We start from the raw sequence: 16,686 nt of genomic DNA on the forward strand, positions 1-16,686 counted from the left end.
TGCGTATGGACACCGGAGGACCCCCGCGACCGGGGGCCGCGCGCGGCTTCGCCCTGGCGCTGGCGCTGACGACGGCCGCCCTGGCCACCGGATGCGCGGGACCGGCCGGCACGGACACCACGACGGCCCGGCGCACCACCCCCGCGACCGGGACACCCGGCGCGTCCGCGTCCGCCACCACCTCCCCCGAGGACCTGTGCGCGCGGATCGTCGGCCACTGGTCGCGCGAGATGCTCAACCAACACACCTATGGCGACTACCAGTCGATGGGCCTGTCCAACGGCCAGTACGAGATCCTGCGGGACGTGGTGGACGCGGCACGGACCGAGAGGAAACGCCAAGGCCCCCGGGCGGCCGACGAGTTGATCGACCGTCAGGCGCGCGCGGGCTGCACGGCGTGGTACCGCGGCGGCGGCCCGGGCGACGGGCCGTGGCAGTGAGCGGCGTCGGCCCGGTCGAGCCGGGCGAGGGCACGCGCGCACAGGACATCACGGGCCCGCCCAACTCCTCGGCGCCGCGCCGCCGTTCGGACGGGCGTCTCGTCCGCTGGTACACCGGGCACCGTCGCCCCGTCCTCGCCGCGGCACTGGCCGTGATCCTCCTCGCCGGCGGCGGCTGGCTCTACGCGACCCGGCCGCGGAAGCCGCCGCCGCCCGAGGCGGCGTACCCTTCCCAGGTCGTCGACATCACCTACCTCGACGGCGTGGCCACGCCGAAAGGGGTGCGGCCGAGGAGCTTCAGCTTCGCGGTCCTGCTGAGCATGGAGTCCGGCCCGCCGGTCACGGTGACCCATGTGTCGCAGCCCTACGCCGGAATTTCCCTGACCTCGGCCCCCCTGGCCCCGTTCCGGACGAAGGCGGGCACCAGCCGGAAGATCGTCGTCACCATGCACGTGACGGACTGCCGTAGAGCCCCGAAAGACGCCGGGCTTCCTTTTCTTGACGTAACTCTACGTAATGCACGCGCAATACAAGTTCAGAGTTACATCCTGGGCACACGTTACGCGCACGATCTCTCCGAGGCCGTACATGTAGCCTGCGGCAACGATTCAGGTAATCACCAAAACGCCTGAGACGCCTGAACCCACCCGGGGCCGTCCTGCACGTTCTCAACATGCGGACAGGGCGAACCGGCCTGAATTCTGCCGTTCCACCCACCAAGTACCGCTCTGCATTACCTCGTGTCATAACAAGAGCGTCACAGCATGGGTCAGACCCTCCTCCCTGTCACCTTCGCCCGCTTAGAGTCACGCCCAGTCACCGCGCAGCTGGAATACCCCTTCGGTTCAGCGCTCGACTCGGCCTCTTCCAGGGGGGAGGGCCGCCCAGGGAAAGGACTGGAACGTGCGTCAACGTTCGCTCATCGCCATTACCGCCGCGCTGTCTGCGGGAGCTCTCACCCTCACCGCCTGCGGCTCGCGTAACAGCGACGACAAGGGCTCCGACTCCGGCGGCGGCACCACCGTCACCATCGGCGTCGACGCCCCGCTGACCGGCGACCTGTCCGCGCTGGGCCTCGGCATCAAGAACTCCGTCGACCTCGCCGCCAAGACGGCCAACAAGCAGAAGTACGTCGACGGCGTCACCTTCAAGATCATCGCCAAGGACGACCAGGCACAGCCCTCCGCGGGCCAGCAGAACGCCACCGCCCTGGTCGCCGACAAGAGCGTCCTCGGCGTCGTCGGCCCGCTGAACTCCTCCGTCGCCGAGTCGATGCAGAAGGTCTTCGACGACGCCAAGCTGGTCGAGGTCTCCCCGGCCAACACCAACCCGGCGCTCACCCAGGGCACCGACTGGGCGACCGCGAAGAAGCGCACCTACTCGTCGTACTTCCGTACCGCGACCACGGACGCCATCCAGGGCCCGTTCGCCGCCCAGTACGTCTTCAACGACGCCAAGAAGAAGAAGGTCTTCGTCATCGACGACAAGAAGACCTACGGCGCCGGCCTCGCAGGCACCTTCACCGCGGAGTTCAAGAAGCTCGGCGGCAAGATCGCCGGCACCCAGCACATCAACCCGGACAGCAAGGACTTCTCCGCCGTCGCCACCCAGGTGAAGAACTCCGGCGCCGACGTCGTCTACTACGGCGGCGAGTACCCGCAGGCCGGCCCCCTCAGCAAGCAGATCAAGGCCGCCGGCTCCAAGATCCCCGTCGTCGGTGGCGACGGCATCTACGCCGAGGACTACATCAAGCTGGCCGGCACCTCCGCCACCGGCGACCTCGCCACCTCGGTCGGCGCACCCGTCGAGACCCTCGCCTCCGCCAAGAAGTTCGTCGCCGACTACAAGGCCGGCGGCTACAAGGAGGAGTACGGCGCCTACGGCGGCTACTCCTACGACTCCGCCTGGTCGATCATCGAAGCCGTCAAGAAGGTCGTCGACGACAACAGCGGCAAGCTCCCCGACGACGCCCGCGCGAAGATCACCGCCGCCGTCCAGAACGTCTCCTTCGACGGCGTGACCGGCAAGGTCTCCTTCGACGAGTACGGCGACGCCACCAACAAGCAGCTCACCGTCTACGCCATCGAGAACGGTGCCTGGAAGGCCGTCAAGTCCGGCACCTACACCGGCTGACACCCACCCGCACCACAACTGAGCCGCGCGGGGCGCTGTTCCACAGGCGCCCCGCGCGGACTCACATCCGGCCCCCCGTCGAACATCCGAACCGTCTCGGAGGACATGCGGTGAACGAACTGCCGCAGCAGCTGGTCAACGGCCTGCTACTGGGATCCATGTACGGCCTTGTCGCCATCGGCTACACAATGGTCTATGGCATTGTCCAGCTCATCAACTTCGCCCACGGCGAGATCTTCATGACCGGAGCGTTCGGCGCTCTCACGGTCTACGCGTACGTACTGCCCGACGGCACCTCCATGGCGATAGCCCTGCCCCTGATGCTCGTCGGAGCCGTGATGGTCTCCGTGACCGTCGCCGTGGGAGCGGAACGATTCGCCTACCGTCCCCTCCGAAACGCACCACGCCTCGCCCCCCTCATCACCGCCATCGGCCTCTCCCTCGCCCTCCAGCAGGCCGTCTGGGCCTGGTACCCCGAAGCCAAGTCCGCCCGCGTCTTCCCCCAGATCGACGGCGGCCCCTTCGACATCGGAAACGTCACCATCCAGACCGGCGACGTCTTCCTCCTCATCGCCGCCCCCATCAGCATGGCCTTCCTCGGCTACTTCGTCATGAAGACCCGCACCGGACGCGGCATGCAGGCCACCGCCCAGGACCCCGACACCGCCAAACTCATGGGCGTCAACACCGACCGCATCATCGTGATCGCCTTCGCCCTCGGCGCCGCCTTCGCCGCCATCGGAGGCGTCGCCTACGGCCTCAAATACGGCCAGATCTCCTTCACCATGGGCTTCCTCCTCGGACTCAAGGCCTTCACCGCAGCCGTCCTCGGCGGCATCGGCAACATCTACGGAGCCATGATCGGCGGCATCGTCCTCGGCGTCGTCGAAACCCTCGCCACCGCCTACATCGCAGACATCCCCGGCATGAGCCAGTTCGGCAGCAACGCCTGGGCCGACGTCTGGGCCTTCGTACTCCTCATCCTCGTACTCCTACTGCGCCCCCAGGGCCTGCTGGGCGAGCGCGTCGCCGACAGGGCGTGACACCGATGACGACACAGACCACCGCACCCGAAGCGCCGCTCGGCAACACCGCCTCCGCACCCGCCGGCCTCATCGGCATCCCGGCGCACATCGGCCGCGCCCTCGCCACCGGCGGCGGCATCCTCACCATCATCTCCACCTTCCTCGCCTGGACCTGGACCTCCGCCTTCCCCGGTGACCTCACCGTCTACGGCTACCCCGGCGGCCTCCAAGTCCTCGTCCTCATAGGCGCCGCCCTCACCACCCTCTTCGCCCTCGCCTCCTACGGCATCAAGGGCCTCGGCTGGCTCATCCCCGCCGGCGCCGACGGCGCCATCAAGTTCGCCGCCCTCGCCACCTTCGCCACCAGCTGGTACACGGTCATCGCGATCACCACCAACCTCGGCGGCGTCGTCAACCTCGAACCCGGCGGCTTCATCGTCGCCATCGGCAGCCTCCTCGCCCTCCTCGGCGCCCTCGCCCTGCCCTTCGAGCACCCCGCCCCCGACCCGATCGACCCCGACGACACCTCGTGGGAGCACACCAAGCACCGGGCCGCCCACCAGTGGGAGACCGTCAAGGCAGCCTTCGCCGCCGGCCCAGCCCGACCCGTCGGCAAGCTCCCCTCCTACGCCGAGATCCTCGTCATCGTCGCGGTCCTCGCCCTCGGCCTCACCGTCTTCACCTACGGCATCGGCACCGAGTACGACGAACTGTTCGTCGGCTTCCTCATCACCGCCGGCCTCGGCTTCGCCGCCCTCAACAAGTCCGGCCTCGTCGCCCAGGCAAGCCAGATCACCGCCCGCCACCAGAACATCACCACCTGCGGCGCGTTCGTCGCCGCCGCGATGTTCCCCTTCACCCAGACCGACGACCAGTACGCGACCGTAGGCGTCTACATCCTCATCTTCGCCACCGTCGCCCTCGGCCTGAACATCGTCGTCGGCCTCGCCGGACTCCTCGACCTCGGCTACGTCGCCTTCCTCGGCGTCGGCGCCTACGCCGCCTCACTCGTCTCCGGCTCCCCCAGCTCCCCCTTCGGCGTCCACTTCCCCTTCTGGGCAGCCGCCCTCGTCGGCACCGGCGCATCCCTCATCTTCGGCGTCCTCATCGGCGCCCCCACCCTGCGACTGCGCGGCGACTACCTCGCCATCGTCACCCTCGGCTTCGGCGAAATCTTCCGCATCACCGCCAACAACCTCGACGGCACCTCCGGCCCCGACATCACCAACGGCTCCAACGGCATCTCCTCCATCCCGAACCTCGACATCCTCGGATTCGACTTCGGCGCCGTCCACGACATCGCCGGCTTCTCCATCGGCCGCTTCGCCAACTACTTCTTCCTGATGCTGATCATCACCGCCATCGTCGTGACCGTGTTCCGACGCAGCGGCGACTCCCGCATCGGCCGCGCCTGGGTCGCCATCCGCGAGGACGAGACCGCCGCCCTCGCCATGGGCATCAACGGCTTCCGCGTCAAACTCATCGCCTTCGCCGTCGGCGCCTCCCTCGCCGGCCTCGCCGGCACCGTACAAGCCCACGTCACCTACACCGTGACCCCCGAGCAATACGTCTTCGCCGGCCCCATCCCCCCCAACTCCGCCTTCCTGCTCGCCGCCGTCGTCCTCGGCGGCATGGGCACCATCAGCGGCCCCCTCATCGGCGCCTCCCTGCTCTTCCTCATCCCCAACAAGCTCCAGTTCCTCGGCGACTACCAACTCTTCGCCTTCGGCCTCGCCCTCATCCTCCTGATGCGCTTCCGCCCAGAAGGCCTCATCCCCAACCGGCGACGCCAACTCGAATTCCACGAAGACGCCGAAGCACCCACAGTCCTGAGCAAGACGGGGGCCTGACACCGATGACCACCGACACCACCACCAAGGACGCCACCCCGGGCGCCACCGCCCCCGGCGAAACCGTCCTCGACGCCCGCGGCGTCACCATGCGCTTCGGCGGCCTCACCGCCGTACGCAACGTCAACCTCACCGTCAACAGCGGCGAGATCGTCGGCCTCATCGGCCCCAACGGCGCCGGCAAGACCACCTTCTTCAACTGCCTCACCGGCCTCTACATCCCCACCGAGGGAGAAGTCCGCTACAAAGGCAACGTCCTGCCACCCAAATCATTCAAGGTCACCGCCGCCGGCATCGCCCGCACCTTCCAGAACATCCGCCTGTTCGCCAACATGACGGTCCTGGAAAACGTCCTCGTCGGCCGCCACACCCGCACCAAGGAAGGCTTCTGGTCGGCCATCCTGCGCCTCCCCAGCTTCCACCGCGCAGAAAACGCCTCCCGCGAACGCGCCATGGAACTCCTCGAGTTCGTCGGCCTCGCAGGCAAAGCCGAACACCTCTCCCGCAACCTCCCCTACGGCGAACAGCGCAAGCTGGAAATCGCCCGCGCCCTCGCCAGCGACCCCGGCCTCCTGCTGCTCGACGAACCCACCGCCGGCATGAACCCGCAGGAAACCCGCGCCACCGAGGAACTCGTCTTCGCCATCCGCGACAAGGGCATCGCCGTCCTCGTCATCGAGCACGACATGCGGTTCATCTTCAACCTCTGCGACCGCGTCGCCGTCCTCGTCCAGGGCGAAAAACTCATCGAAGGCGACAGCGCCACCGTCCAGGGCGACGAACGCGTCATCGCCGCCTACCTCGGCGAACCCTTCGAAGAAACCCCCGCCACCGACGAGACCACCGAAGTCGAAGCCGCCGAAGCGACCGCCGACACCACGACGGACGCCGCGCCCGGCAAGGAGAACGACCGATGACCGCACTCCTCGAGGTCGAGGACCTCCGCGTCGCCTACGGCAAGATCGAAGCCGTCAAGGGAATCTCCTTCAAGGTCGAAGCAGGCGAGGTCGTCACCCTCATCGGCACCAACGGCGCCGGCAAGACCACCACCCTGCGCACCCTCTCCGGCCTCCTCAAGCCCGTCGGCGGCCAGATCAAGTTCAACGGCAAGTCACTCAAGAAGACCCCCGCCCACCAGATCGTCTCCCTCGGACTCGCCCACTCCCCCGAGGGCCGGCACATCTTCCCCCGCATGACCATCGAGGACAACCTCCGCCTCGGCGCCTTCCTCCGCAACGACAGAGCCGGCATCGAGAAGGACATCCAGCGCTCCTACGACCTCTTCCCCATCCTCGGAGAACGCCGCAAACAAGCCGCCGGCACCCTCTCCGGCGGCGAACAGCAGATGCTCGCCATGGGCCGCGCACTCATGTCCCAGCCCAAACTCCTCATGCTCGACGAGCCCTCCATGGGCCTCTCCCCGATCATGATGCAGAAGATCATGGCGACCATCGCCGAACTCAAGTCCCAGGGCACCACCATCCTGCTCGTCGAGCAGAACGCCCAGGCAGCCCTCTCCCTCGCCGACCACGGCCACGTCATGGAGATCGGCAACATCGTCCTCTCCGGCAGCGGACAGGACCTCCTCCACGACGAATCCGTACGCAAGGCGTACCTCGGCGAGGACTGAGCGACACCCCGGCAACGACGAGGCCCGCGCCCCCTGCTCAGGGGACGCGGGCCTCACGCATGTCCGGGTCAGGCGCTGCGGCTCAGCCCTTCGACGCCTTCTTCTCGTCGGCATCCTGAATGACCGCCTCCGCCACCTGCTGCATCGACATCCGCCGATCCATCGACGTCTTCTGGATCCACCGGAACGCCGCCGGCTCCGTCAGCCCGTACTCCGTCTGCAGAATCGACTTCGCCCGGTCCACCAGCTTGCGCGTCTCCAGCCGCAGCGTCAGATCCGCGACCTCGTTCTCCAGCTCCCGCAGCTCCGTGAACCGCGACACGGCCATCTCGATCGCCGGCACGACGTCACTCTTGCTGAAGGGCTTCACCAGATACGCCATCGCACCGGCGTCCCGCGCCCGCTCGACCAGGTCGCGCTGCGAGAAGGCGGTCAGCATCAGCACCGGCGCGATACGCTCCTCGGCGATCTTCTCGGCCGCCGAGATGCCGTCCAGCTTCGGCATCTTCACATCGAGGATCACCAGGTCGGGCTTGTGCTCACGGGCGAGCTCGACGGCCGCCTCGCCGTCACCGGCCTCGCCGACGACGCTGTAGCCCTCCTCCTCCAGCATCTCCTTGAGGTCGAGCCGGATCAGGGCCTCGTCCTCGGCGATGACGACACGGGTCGTCAGCGGAGGCACGTGCGACTTGTCGTCGTCGGGCGCGTCTACGGGCTGGGGCGACTCGGGGGCGGTCACGGGGGCTCCTTGTTACGGGCCGGGCATGTGCTGCTGACCTAGAGCCTACCCAGCTGCAGCATCACGTGGTCACCCGGTACACTTCCCAGAGTTCCACGGCCTGCCCGGTTGGAGGAATCTGGTCAGACTCGCGGTGCTCAAACCACCGTGCCTTCGGGCATGTGGGTTCGAATCCCACACCGGGCACTCTGAAAAGCGGATGTTCACGTTCTCGTGAACATCCGCTTTTTTCTACACGCGGTCATCATCGGTGACACACAGTGGCCGCATGAACTTCCATGGCACTGAAGTGCGACAGAAAGCCCTGACTCTCCTGCGCGACGGCGTGAGCAACGCAACCGTAGCCCGGGGCCTCAACATTCCGCTTGGAACAGTCGGCTACTGGAAGCACATGGACCGCGCAAAACGCGGCGAATGTCCTGGCTCGCATGATCCGAAGTGCCCCTGGTGCGACGGGAGGGAACTCAACGAGTCGGCATACAGCTACCTCCTCGGGCTCTACCTCGGCGACGGCCACATCAGCCACTACTCAGAACACCGCGTGCCCAACCTCATGATCACCTGCGCCGAATCATGGCCCGGCCTCATGGATGAATGCGAGCAAGCCATGCGCGCAGTCTTCCCCGATAACTCCGTCTGCCGGGTCCGCAGGACGGGCTGCCGCAATGTGAAGGTCTACTCGAAGCACCTGCACTGCCTCTTCCCCCAGCACGGCCCTGGTAAGAAGCACGAACGTCGCATCACTTTCGACCCCTGGCAGCAGGCCATCGTCGATGCGCGCCCCTGGGAGTTCATCCGCGGACTCATCCACTCCGACGGATGTCGCATTACCAACTGGACCGAGAAATCCGTCGGCGGTGAGCGCAAGCGCTACGAATATCCGCGCTACTTCTTCGCCAACAAGTCGGACGACATCCGGAAGCTCTTCACCGACACCCTCGACAAGGTCAGCGTCGAGTGGACCACGCTTGCTCGCGGCAGCGACCCGTTCAACATCTCAATCGCCCGCAAAGCCTCCGTAGCCCTACTCGACACCCACGTAGGCCCCAAGCACTGACCCGGACGACAGTCCCCTACTTGGGGCTGTCGTCCTCTCCGACGTGGTGGACGCGGACCAGGTTGGTCGAGCCCGATACCCCGGGGGGTGAGCCGGCCGTGATCACCACCACGTCGCCCTTCCGGCAGCGGCCGTACCTGAGGAGGAGTTCGTCCACCTGGTCGACCATCGCGTCCGTGGAGTTCACCTGTGGACCGAGGAACGTCTCGACGCCCCAGGTCAGGTTCAGCTGGGAGCGGGTCGCCGGTTCCGGGGTGAAGGCGAGGAGGGGGATCGGGGAGCGGTAGCGGGAGAGGCGGCGGACGGTGTCGCCTGACTGGGTGAAGGCGACGAGGAACCTGGCGCCGAGGAAGTCGCCCAGTTCGGCTGCGGCGCGGGCGATGGCGCCGCCCTGGGTGCGGGGTTTGTTGCTTTCGGTCAGGTCGGGGAGGCCTTTGGCGAGGATGTCCTCCTCCGCCGCTTCCACGATCTTCGCCATGGTGAGGACGGTCTGGACCGCGTACTTGCCCACGCTCGTCTCGCCGGAGAGCATCACCGCGTCGGTGCCGTCGATGACGGCGTTGGCGACGTCGCTGGCCTCTGCCCTGGTGGGGCGGGAGTTCTCGATCATGGAGTCGAGCATCTGGGTGGCGACGATGACCGGTTTGGCGTTGCGTTTCGCCAGTTTGATGGCGCGTTTCTGTACGAGGGGGACCTGTTCGAGGGGCATTTCGACGCCGAGGTCTCCTCGGGCGACCATGATGCCGTCGAAGGCGGCGACGATGTCGTCGATGTTGTCGACGGCCTGGGGTTTCTCGACCTTGGCGATGACCGGCAGTCGGCGGCCTTCGTCGTCCATGATCCGGTGGACGTCCAGGATGTCTCTGCCGTTGCGGACGAAGGAGAGGGCGATGACGTCGCAGCCGGTGCGGAGTGCCCAGCGCAGGTCGTCTTCGTCTTTTTTGGACAGGGCGGGGACGGAGACTGCGACGCCGGGGAGGTTGAGCCCCTTGTGGTCGGAGATCATGCCGCCTTCGATGACGCGGGTGTGGACGCGTGGTCCGTCGATCTCGGTGACTTCGAGGCAGACCTTGCCGTCGTCGACGAGGATGCGTTCGCCGGTGGTGACGTCGGCTGCGAGGCCGGCGTAGGTGGTTCCGCATTGTTGGCGGTCGCCTTCGGCGCCTTCTTCGACGGTGATGGTGAAGGTGTCGCCGCGTTCGAGGAGTACGGGGCCTTCGGTGAAGTGGCCGAGGCGGATCTTCGGGCCTTGGAGGTCGGCGAGGATTCCGACGCTGCGGCCGGTTTCGTCGGAGGCTTTGCGCACGCGCTGGTAGCGCTCGTCGTGTTCGGCGTGGGTGCCGTGGCTGAGGTTGAGGCGGGCGACGTCCATTCCGGCGTCGACCAGTGCTTTGATCTGGTCGTACGAGTCGGTGGCGGGGCCCAGGGTGCAGACGATTTTTGCTCGGCGCATGGTTTGAGCCTAAGACTTACCGGCGGGTAGGGAATTGGTGGGGAATGACGACCCGACAACCTCTGGGTGAAGCATTGTTGACAGGTGTTGAATTGTGCGCCGGGACGCTCGGATGAGCATTCCGCTGTCCGGGTGGGTGGGGAGCGAGAGAATTCGCCTTTTTATTCGATAGTCGAATCTGTTTCGCCGTAGGCCGTCAGAGTCGGGGCGGTGCCATGGTGAAGCGGGCGTTGACCTGGGCGTGGACGTGCTGGCGCTGGGGTTCGAGGTCGAGGGCGGCGGCGGTGTCCTCGGCGGCGGTGCGGGTCATGGACCGCATGCGGGCGCCGGGGGCCGCGGCGGGGTGGGGGCGGGGCGCCTCTGCGTCGATGTCGGCGAGTTCGACGAGGGCGGCGAGGGTGGTGCCGAGGGCTTCGGCGTATTCGCGGGCGCGCTGGACCGCTTCGTGGACGGCTTGCCGGCGGGCCTGGCGGTGGGCGGGTGAGTCGGGGCGCAGGGCCCACCAGGGTCCGTCGACGCGGGTGAGTTCGAGGTCGGCGAGGCGGGTGGTGAGTTCTCCGAGTGCGGTGAAGTCGGTGAGTTCGGCGGTGATGTGGACGTGGCCGTGGTGGGCGTGGACGCGTTCGCCGCGGCCGTGTTCCCTGAGTTGGGGGGTGAGGGAGAAGGCGCCGGTTTCGAGGTGTTCGACGGCGTCGCCGTAGGTCTTGATGAGGTCGAGGGCGGTGGTGTTGCGGCGGGTGAGGTCGTCGAGTGCGGTGCGGCGGTCTTTGCCGCGGGAGGTGATGGTGATGCCGATGCGGGCTATTTCGGGGTCGACTTCGAGGTGTGCTTCGCCGCGGACGGCGATGCGGGGTGCGTCGGGGGTGCCGTAGGGGACGGCGGGGTGGGGGTCGGGGGTGGTGGGGGTGGTCATACGTCCCACTCTGTCATGTCATACCTGGTTGCAGCGGTGCTGATGGGGGGTGAGGTCATCAGATCGCAACCTCGTGGACCTGTTGCCGTCTGTCCTGTCCGGGTCAGAATCTACGCGCGTTGTTGGCCTTGTCCCGAGGAGAAGCAGACATGCCGTTGAATCGCCGGAAGTTCCTGAAGAAGTCCGCTGTGACCGGGGCGGGGGTCGCGCTGGTGGGGGCCGCGGGGGCTCCGGTGGCCGAGGCCGCGGAGGGGAAGCGGCCGGGGAGGCCGGCGAAGCGGTACGCGCTGACGGTGATGGGGACGACCGACCTGCACGGTCATGTCTTCAACTGGGACTACTTCAAGGACGCGGAGTACAAGGACGCGGCGGGCAACGCGCAGGGGCTGGCGCGGATCTCGACCCTGGTGAACCAGATCCGCAAGGAGAAGGGGCGCGAGAACACGCTGTTGGTGGACGCGGGTGACACGATCCAGGGCACGCCGCTGACGTACTACTACGCGAAGGTGGATCCGATCACCGCGGAGGGTGGTCCGGTGCATCCGATGGCGCAGGCGATGAACGCGATCGGGTACGACGCGGCGGCGTTGGGCAACCACGAGTTCAACTACGGGATCGAGACGCTGCGGAAGTTCGAGTCGCAGCTGCGTTTCCCGTTGCTGGGGGCGAACGCGGTGGACGCGCGGACGCTGCGGCCGGCGTTCCAGCCGTATGTCATGAAGACGTTCTGTGTGAAGGGTGCGCCGCCGGTGAAGGTGGCGGTGCTGGGGCTCACCAACCCGGGTATCGCGATCTGGGACAAGGCGTTTGTGCAGGGCAAGCTAGCGTTCCCGGGGTTGGAGGAGCAGGCGGCGAAGTGGGTGCCGAAGCTGAAGTCGCTGGGTGCGGACGTGGTGATCGTGTCGGCGCACTCGGGTTCGTCGGGTACGTCGTCGTACGGTGATCAGTTGCCGTATGTGGAGAACTCGGCGGCGCTGGTGGCGCAGCAGGTGCCGGACATCGACGCGGTTCTGGTGGGGCACGCGCATCTGGAGATCCCGGAGTTGAGGGTCGTCAACGTGAAGACCGGGAAGACGGTGGTGTTGTCGGAGCCGTTGGCGTTCGCGGAGCGGTTGTCGGTGTTCGATGTGGAGTTGGTGTTCGAGAGGGGCCGGTGGGCGGTCGCGTCGGTGTCGTCGAAGGTGTTGAACTCGAATGCGGTTGCGGACGATCCGAAGATCGTGAAGTTGTTGGGTGACGAGCACGCGAAGGTCGTGGAGTACGTCAACCAGGTGGTGGGTTCGGCGACGGAGACGCTGACGACGGTGGAGGCGCGGTACAAGGACGCGCCGATCATCGATCTGATCACGCGGGTGCAGGAGGATGTGGTCAGGGCGGCGTTGGCGGGTACGGAGTACGCGTCGGTGCCGGTGATCGCGCAGGCGTCGCCGTTCTCGCGGACGTCGGAGATTCCGGCGGGGGATGTGTCGATCCGGGATCTGTCGGGTCTGTATGTGTATGACAACACGCTGGTGGCGAAGTTGATGACGGGTGCGCAGGTGCGGGCGTACCTGGAGTATTCGGCGGAGTACTTCGTGCAGACGGCGGCGGGTGCGGTGGTCGACGTGGAGAAGCTGACGAACGCGGGTGGTCGTCCGGACTACAACTACGACTATGTGTCGGGGTTGTCGTACGACATCGACATCGCGCAGGCGGCGGGTTCGCGGATCAGGAATCTGACGTATCGGGGTGCGGCGCTGGACGACGCGCAGAGGTTCGTGCTGGCGGTGAACAACTATCGGGCGAATGGCGGTGGCGCGTTCCCGTTCGTCGCTTCGGCGACGCAGGTGTGGTCGGAGTCGACGGAGATCCGGACGCGGATCGCGGAGTGGGTGACGGCGAAGGGTGTGCTGGATCCGGCGGACTTCGCGTCGGTGGACTGGAGGCTGACGCGGGACGGTACGCCGGTGTTCTAGGGGGTGCGGGGTTCGGGGGCCGGCGGCGGTGTGCTGCCGGCCCTCGGTGTTTGCCGGCGTGGTTCAGGGGCCTTCGGCCAGGGGGGTGAGGACGGGGGCTGGGCGTCTGGTGGTGGGGATGTGTGGTTGCTGTTGGAGGCCGAAGGCGGTGAAGGCGGTGCGGGCGGGGAGGGGGTAGGTGTCCTTGCCGGTCACGGAGTTGAGGATGGTGGCGCTGCGCCAGGCGGCGAGGCCGAGGTCGGGGGTGCCGATGCCGTGGGTGTGGCGTTCGGCGTTCTGGACGTAGACGTGGCAGCCGGTGGCGGAGACGGACGGGTCGAGGATGAGGCGGAACTGCTCGTCGACGCGGGGGCGTTCGCTGTTGTCGCGGCGTAGGTAGGGGTCGAGTCCGGCGAGGACGCGGTCCAGGGGGCGTTCGCGGTAGCCGGTGGCGAGGACGACGGCGTCGGTGGTGAGGCGGGAGCGGGTGCTTTGCTGGAGGTGTTCCAGGTGTAGTTCGATCCTGGTGGTGGCGATGCGGCCGGCGGTGCGGACGTGGACGCCGGGGGTGAGGACGGTGTCGGGCCAGTCGCCGTGGAGGGTGCGGTGGTAGAGCTCGTCGTGGATGGCGGCGAGGGTGCCGGCGTCGATGCCTTTGTGGAGTTGCCACTGGGAGGGGACGAGGCGGTCGCGGACGGGTTCGGCGAGGGCGTGGAAGTAGCGCGTGTAGTCGGGGGTGAAGTGTTCGAGGCCGAGTTTGGAGTACTCCATGGGGGCGAACGCCTCGGTGCGGCCGAGCCAGTGGAGCTTTTCGCGGCCGGCGGGGCGGGCGCGCAGCAGGTCGAGGAAGACTTCGGCGCCTGACTGTCCGGAGCCGATGACGGTGACGTGTCCGGCGGCGAGGAACGCGTCGCGGTGGGCGAGGTAGTCGGAGGCGTGGATGACGGGTACGCCGGGTGCTTCGACGAGGGGTTTGAGGGGTTCGGGCACGTGGGGTTCGGTGCCGATGCCGAGGACGATGTTCCTGGTGTGGGTGCGGCCGAGGGCTTCGGCTTCGCCGTCGGCGTCGAGTTGGGTGAAGTCGACCTCGAACAGATCGCGTTCGGGGTTCCAGCGGATGGCGTCGGCCTGGTGGGAGAAGTGCAGGCCGGGGAGTTGTTCGGACACCCAGCGGCAGTAGGCGTCGTATTCGGTGCGCCGGATGTGGAAGCGCTCGCCGAAGTAGAAGGGGAAGAGTCGGTCGCGGGCTCTGAGGTGGTTGAGGTAGGTCCAGGGGCTGGCGGGGTCTACGAGGGTCACGAGGTCGGCGAGGAAGGGGACTTGGACGGTGGCGCCGTCGATGAGGAGCCCCGGGTGCCAGTCGAAGGCGGGGCGCTGGTCGTAGAAGACGGTGTCGAGTTCGGTGAGGGGGTGGGCGAGGGCGGCGAGGGAGAGGTTGAACGGTCCGATGCCGATGCCGACGAGGTCGCGGGGTGCATCGGGTCGGCGGTGTGGGGGGTGGGGGGTCGGGGGGTGGTTCATCGGGGGGTGTGTCCTTCCACCAGGTTCAGGAGGGCGGCCAGGTCGTCGGGCCGGATGTGGGGGTTGAGGAGGGTGGCCTTGAGCCAGAGCCGGCCGTCGGGGCGGGCGCGGCCCAGGACGGCGTGGCCGCCGGTGAGCAGGGTGCGGCGGACGGTGGCGACGGTGTCGTCGTGGGCGTGGGCGGGCCGGAAGAGGACCGTGCTGATGGTGGGCTGTGCGTGGAGTTCGAAGCGGGGGTGGTCGTCGATGAGGGCGGCGAACGTGCGGGCGTGGTCGCAGACCTGGTCGACGAGCCGGCCGAGGCCGCTGCGGCCGAGGGTGCGCAGCGTGACGGCGATCTTGAGGATGTCGGGGCGGCGGCTGGTGCGTGGGGAGCGGCCGAGGAGGTCGGGGAGGCCGGCGTCGGTGTCGTCGTCGGCGTTGAGGTAGTCGGCGCGCTGGGTGAGGGCGGCGAGGTCGCGGGGGTCGCGGACGGTGAGGAGTCCGGCGGCGATCGGCTGCCAGCCGAGTTTGTGCAGGTCGAGGGTGACGGTGTCGGCGGCTTCGAGGCCGGCGAGCGCGGCGCGGTGGCGGTCGCTGAAGAGGAGGCCCCCGCCGTAGGCGGCGTCGACGTGCAGGCGGGCGCCGTGGGCCGCGCAGCGGGCGGCGATCTCGGGGAGTGGGTCGATGAGGCCGGCGTCGGTGGTGCCGGCGGTGGCGGCGACCAGGTGGGGGCCGGGGAGGGTGGTGAGGGCTTCGTCGAGGGCGGCGGGGTCGAGGGTGCCGGCGGGGGCGGGGACGACGACGGGGTCGGGCAGGCCGAGTGTCCAGGCGGCGCGGGGCAGTGAGTGGTGGGCGCCCGCGCCGTGGACGAGGCGTACGCCGGCTCCGTGTCTCTCGCGGGCGAGCAGCAGGGCGAGTTGGTTGGATTCGGTGCCGCCGGTGGTGACGAGGGCGTCCGCCGCGCCGGTGTATCGGGCGAGGGCGCGGGTGACGAGGGCTTCCAGGGCGGAGGCGGCCGGGGCCTGGTCCCAGGAGTCGAGGGACTGGTTGAGGACGGAGGCGGCCAGGTCGGCGGCGGTGGCGACGGCGAGGGGCGGGCAGTGCAGGTGGGCGGCGCACAGCGGGTCCGCGGGGTCGGCGGCGCCCTCGGCGAGCGCGCGGACCAGGGTGTAGAGGGCGTCCGGGTGGCCGTTCTCGGGCAGGACGTCTCCTACGGCGTCCCGCAGACGTGCGGCGACGGTGTCCGGTCCGCCGGCGGGCAGGGGTCCTCCGCGGGCGCGGGTGCCGTCGCCGAGTGCGTCGAGCACCGTGTCGAGCAACGGCCGCAGGGTGTGGGGGCCTTGGGGGCCGGAGGCGAGGGGCGGCGTGCTCATGGTGTCCTCCGGGGCGCGGGCAGAGGGAGTTCCAGCTTGTACGTGGATGCGGTGTCGTGCCCGCCAGTCGAACGATCGGCACTCGAAGGGGGTACGTCGGTGGGGGGGGATTGCGTGTGGGACGTGCGCGCCGTCCCGCTGCCGTCGCCCGCTGAGCGGCGTTCGGGCCACTCCGACGGACCCGGGCGGGGAGTTCGGGTGAACCCCGGCGGGGCCCCTTGGGCTGCCCCTGCGGACCCCGGGCGGGGAGTTCGGACGAACCCCGGCGGGGCTCCTTGGCCCAGCTCCCGCGACCCCGGGCAGGGAGTTCCGGCGAACCCCGACCGGGCTCCTTGGCCCAACTCCCGCGACCCCGGGTGGGAGTTCGGGCGAACCCCGGCGGGGCTCGTCGGCCCGCCCCTGCGGGCCGCTGGGCGGGGCCGGGGCTTCGGGCTCGGAACAGGCGCCGCACGCGGCTCGGCAGGGCCCGCACGCGGCTCGGCAGGGTCCGCACGCGGCTCGGCAAGATCCGCGCGCGGCTCGGGCAAGCCCTGGTTCAGCGCGGTGGGCCGGACCGGCCGCGCCGACGGCGTCCGGGCGGACGGACCGGAGGCGGCGGATCGTCTTCGGCGCGTGCGGCGTCGGCCCCGGCCGGGC

General features: G+C 68.4%; 14 protein-coding genes and 1 tRNA gene. 10 read left to right on the plus strand and 5 right to left on the minus strand.

What is annotated here, in order from left to right:
• The first annotated feature begins 5 nt into the window (after window positions 1–5).
• From AC07AZ_RS19535 to AC07AZ_RS19565, 7 genes are all read left to right on the plus strand, one after another.
• The gene (locus AC07AZ_RS19535; protein WP_478849310.1) at window positions 6–440 is read left to right on the plus strand and encodes a hypothetical protein; all 435 of its coding nucleotides are present in this window, start codon (window positions 6–8) and stop codon (window positions 438–440) included.
• Entirely contained in the window at window positions 437–1,072 is a 636-nt protein-coding gene (locus AC07AZ_RS19540; protein WP_478849548.1) for a Tat pathway signal sequence domain protein, read from the plus strand. The genes AC07AZ_RS19535 and AC07AZ_RS19540 overlap by 4 nt, the downstream gene beginning before the upstream one ends.
• Window positions 1,073–1,343: 271 nt before the next feature.
• Window positions 1,344–2,573, plus strand: coding sequence for a branched-chain amino acid ABC transporter substrate-binding protein (locus tag AC07AZ_RS19545; protein WP_478849312.1), 1,230 nt, complete (start codon window positions 1,344–1,346; stop codon window positions 2,571–2,573).
• A gap of 110 nt (window positions 2,574–2,683) precedes the next feature.
• Window positions 2,684–3,616: a branched-chain amino acid ABC transporter permease gene (locus AC07AZ_RS19550; RefSeq protein ID WP_478849314.1), complete on the plus strand. Its 933-nt coding sequence runs from the start codon at window positions 2,684–2,686 to the stop codon at window positions 3,614–3,616.
• Between the two features lie 5 nt (window positions 3,617–3,621).
• Window positions 3,622–5,448: a branched-chain amino acid ABC transporter permease gene (locus AC07AZ_RS19555; RefSeq protein ID WP_478849316.1), complete on the plus strand. Its 1,827-nt coding sequence runs from the start codon at window positions 3,622–3,624 to the stop codon at window positions 5,446–5,448.
• A 5-nt stretch (window positions 5,449–5,453) separates the two neighbouring features.
• Complete coding sequence (locus AC07AZ_RS19560) at window positions 5,454–6,365, plus strand: ABC transporter ATP-binding protein (RefSeq protein ID WP_478849318.1); 912 nt, start codon at window positions 5,454–5,456, stop codon at window positions 6,363–6,365.
• Entirely contained in the window at window positions 6,362–7,078 is a 717-nt protein-coding gene (locus AC07AZ_RS19565) for an ABC transporter ATP-binding protein (protein WP_478849320.1), read from the plus strand. The genes AC07AZ_RS19560 and AC07AZ_RS19565 overlap by 4 nt, the downstream gene beginning before the upstream one ends.
• Window positions 7,079–7,160: 82 nt before the next feature.
• Here the strand turns inward: AC07AZ_RS19565 and AC07AZ_RS19570 are convergent, their stop codons facing one another.
• Entirely contained in the window at window positions 7,161–7,817 is a 657-nt protein-coding gene (locus tag AC07AZ_RS19570) for an ANTAR domain-containing response regulator (RefSeq protein WP_371672180.1), read from the minus strand.
• 102 nt (window positions 7,818–7,919) lie between these two features.
• Between AC07AZ_RS19570 and AC07AZ_RS19575 the strand changes: the two genes are divergently transcribed.
• Window positions 7,920–8,003: transfer RNA gene (locus tag AC07AZ_RS19575), tRNA-Leu, on the plus strand.
• Window positions 8,004–8,085: 82 nt separating this feature from the next.
• On the plus strand, window positions 8,086–8,874 hold the full coding sequence (locus AC07AZ_RS19580; RefSeq protein ID WP_478849322.1) for a helix-turn-helix domain-containing protein: 789 nt from the start codon (window positions 8,086–8,088) through the stop codon (window positions 8,872–8,874).
• 16 nt (window positions 8,875–8,890) lie between these two features.
• Here AC07AZ_RS19580 and pyk read toward each other — a convergent pair whose 3' ends face one another.
• Window positions 8,891–10,327, minus strand: coding sequence for a pyruvate kinase (gene pyk, locus AC07AZ_RS19585; RefSeq protein ID WP_478849324.1), 1,437 nt, complete (start codon window positions 10,325–10,327; stop codon window positions 8,891–8,893).
• 196 nt (window positions 10,328–10,523) lie between these two features.
• Window positions 10,524–11,240 (minus strand): SIMPL domain-containing protein, encoded by a 717-nt coding sequence (locus tag AC07AZ_RS19590; RefSeq protein WP_478849326.1) that lies wholly within the window; start codon window positions 11,238–11,240, stop codon window positions 10,524–10,526.
• 149 nt (window positions 11,241–11,389) lie between these two features.
• Here AC07AZ_RS19590 and AC07AZ_RS19595 point away from each other — a divergent pair, with 149 nt between their 5' ends.
• Complete coding sequence (locus tag AC07AZ_RS19595; protein WP_478849550.1) at window positions 11,390–13,195, plus strand: bifunctional metallophosphatase/5'-nucleotidase; 1,806 nt, start codon at window positions 11,390–11,392, stop codon at window positions 13,193–13,195.
• A 63-nt stretch (window positions 13,196–13,258) separates the two neighbouring features.
• On the opposite strand, the gene AC07AZ_RS19600 is transcribed toward AC07AZ_RS19595, so the two are convergent.
• The gene (locus AC07AZ_RS19600; protein WP_478849328.1) at window positions 13,259–14,695 is read right to left on the minus strand and encodes a lysine N(6)-hydroxylase/L-ornithine N(5)-oxygenase family protein; all 1,437 of its coding nucleotides are present in this window, start codon (window positions 14,693–14,695) and stop codon (window positions 13,259–13,261) included.
• Window positions 14,692–16,050: a pyridoxal phosphate-dependent decarboxylase family protein gene (locus tag AC07AZ_RS19605; RefSeq protein WP_478849330.1), complete on the minus strand. Its 1,359-nt coding sequence runs from the start codon at window positions 16,048–16,050 to the stop codon at window positions 14,692–14,694. The genes AC07AZ_RS19600 and AC07AZ_RS19605 overlap by 4 nt, the downstream gene beginning before the upstream one ends.
• Window positions 16,051–16,686 lie beyond the last annotated feature (636 nt).

The sequence above is a fragment of the Streptomyces sp. NPDC043878 genome (assembly GCF_056435735.1).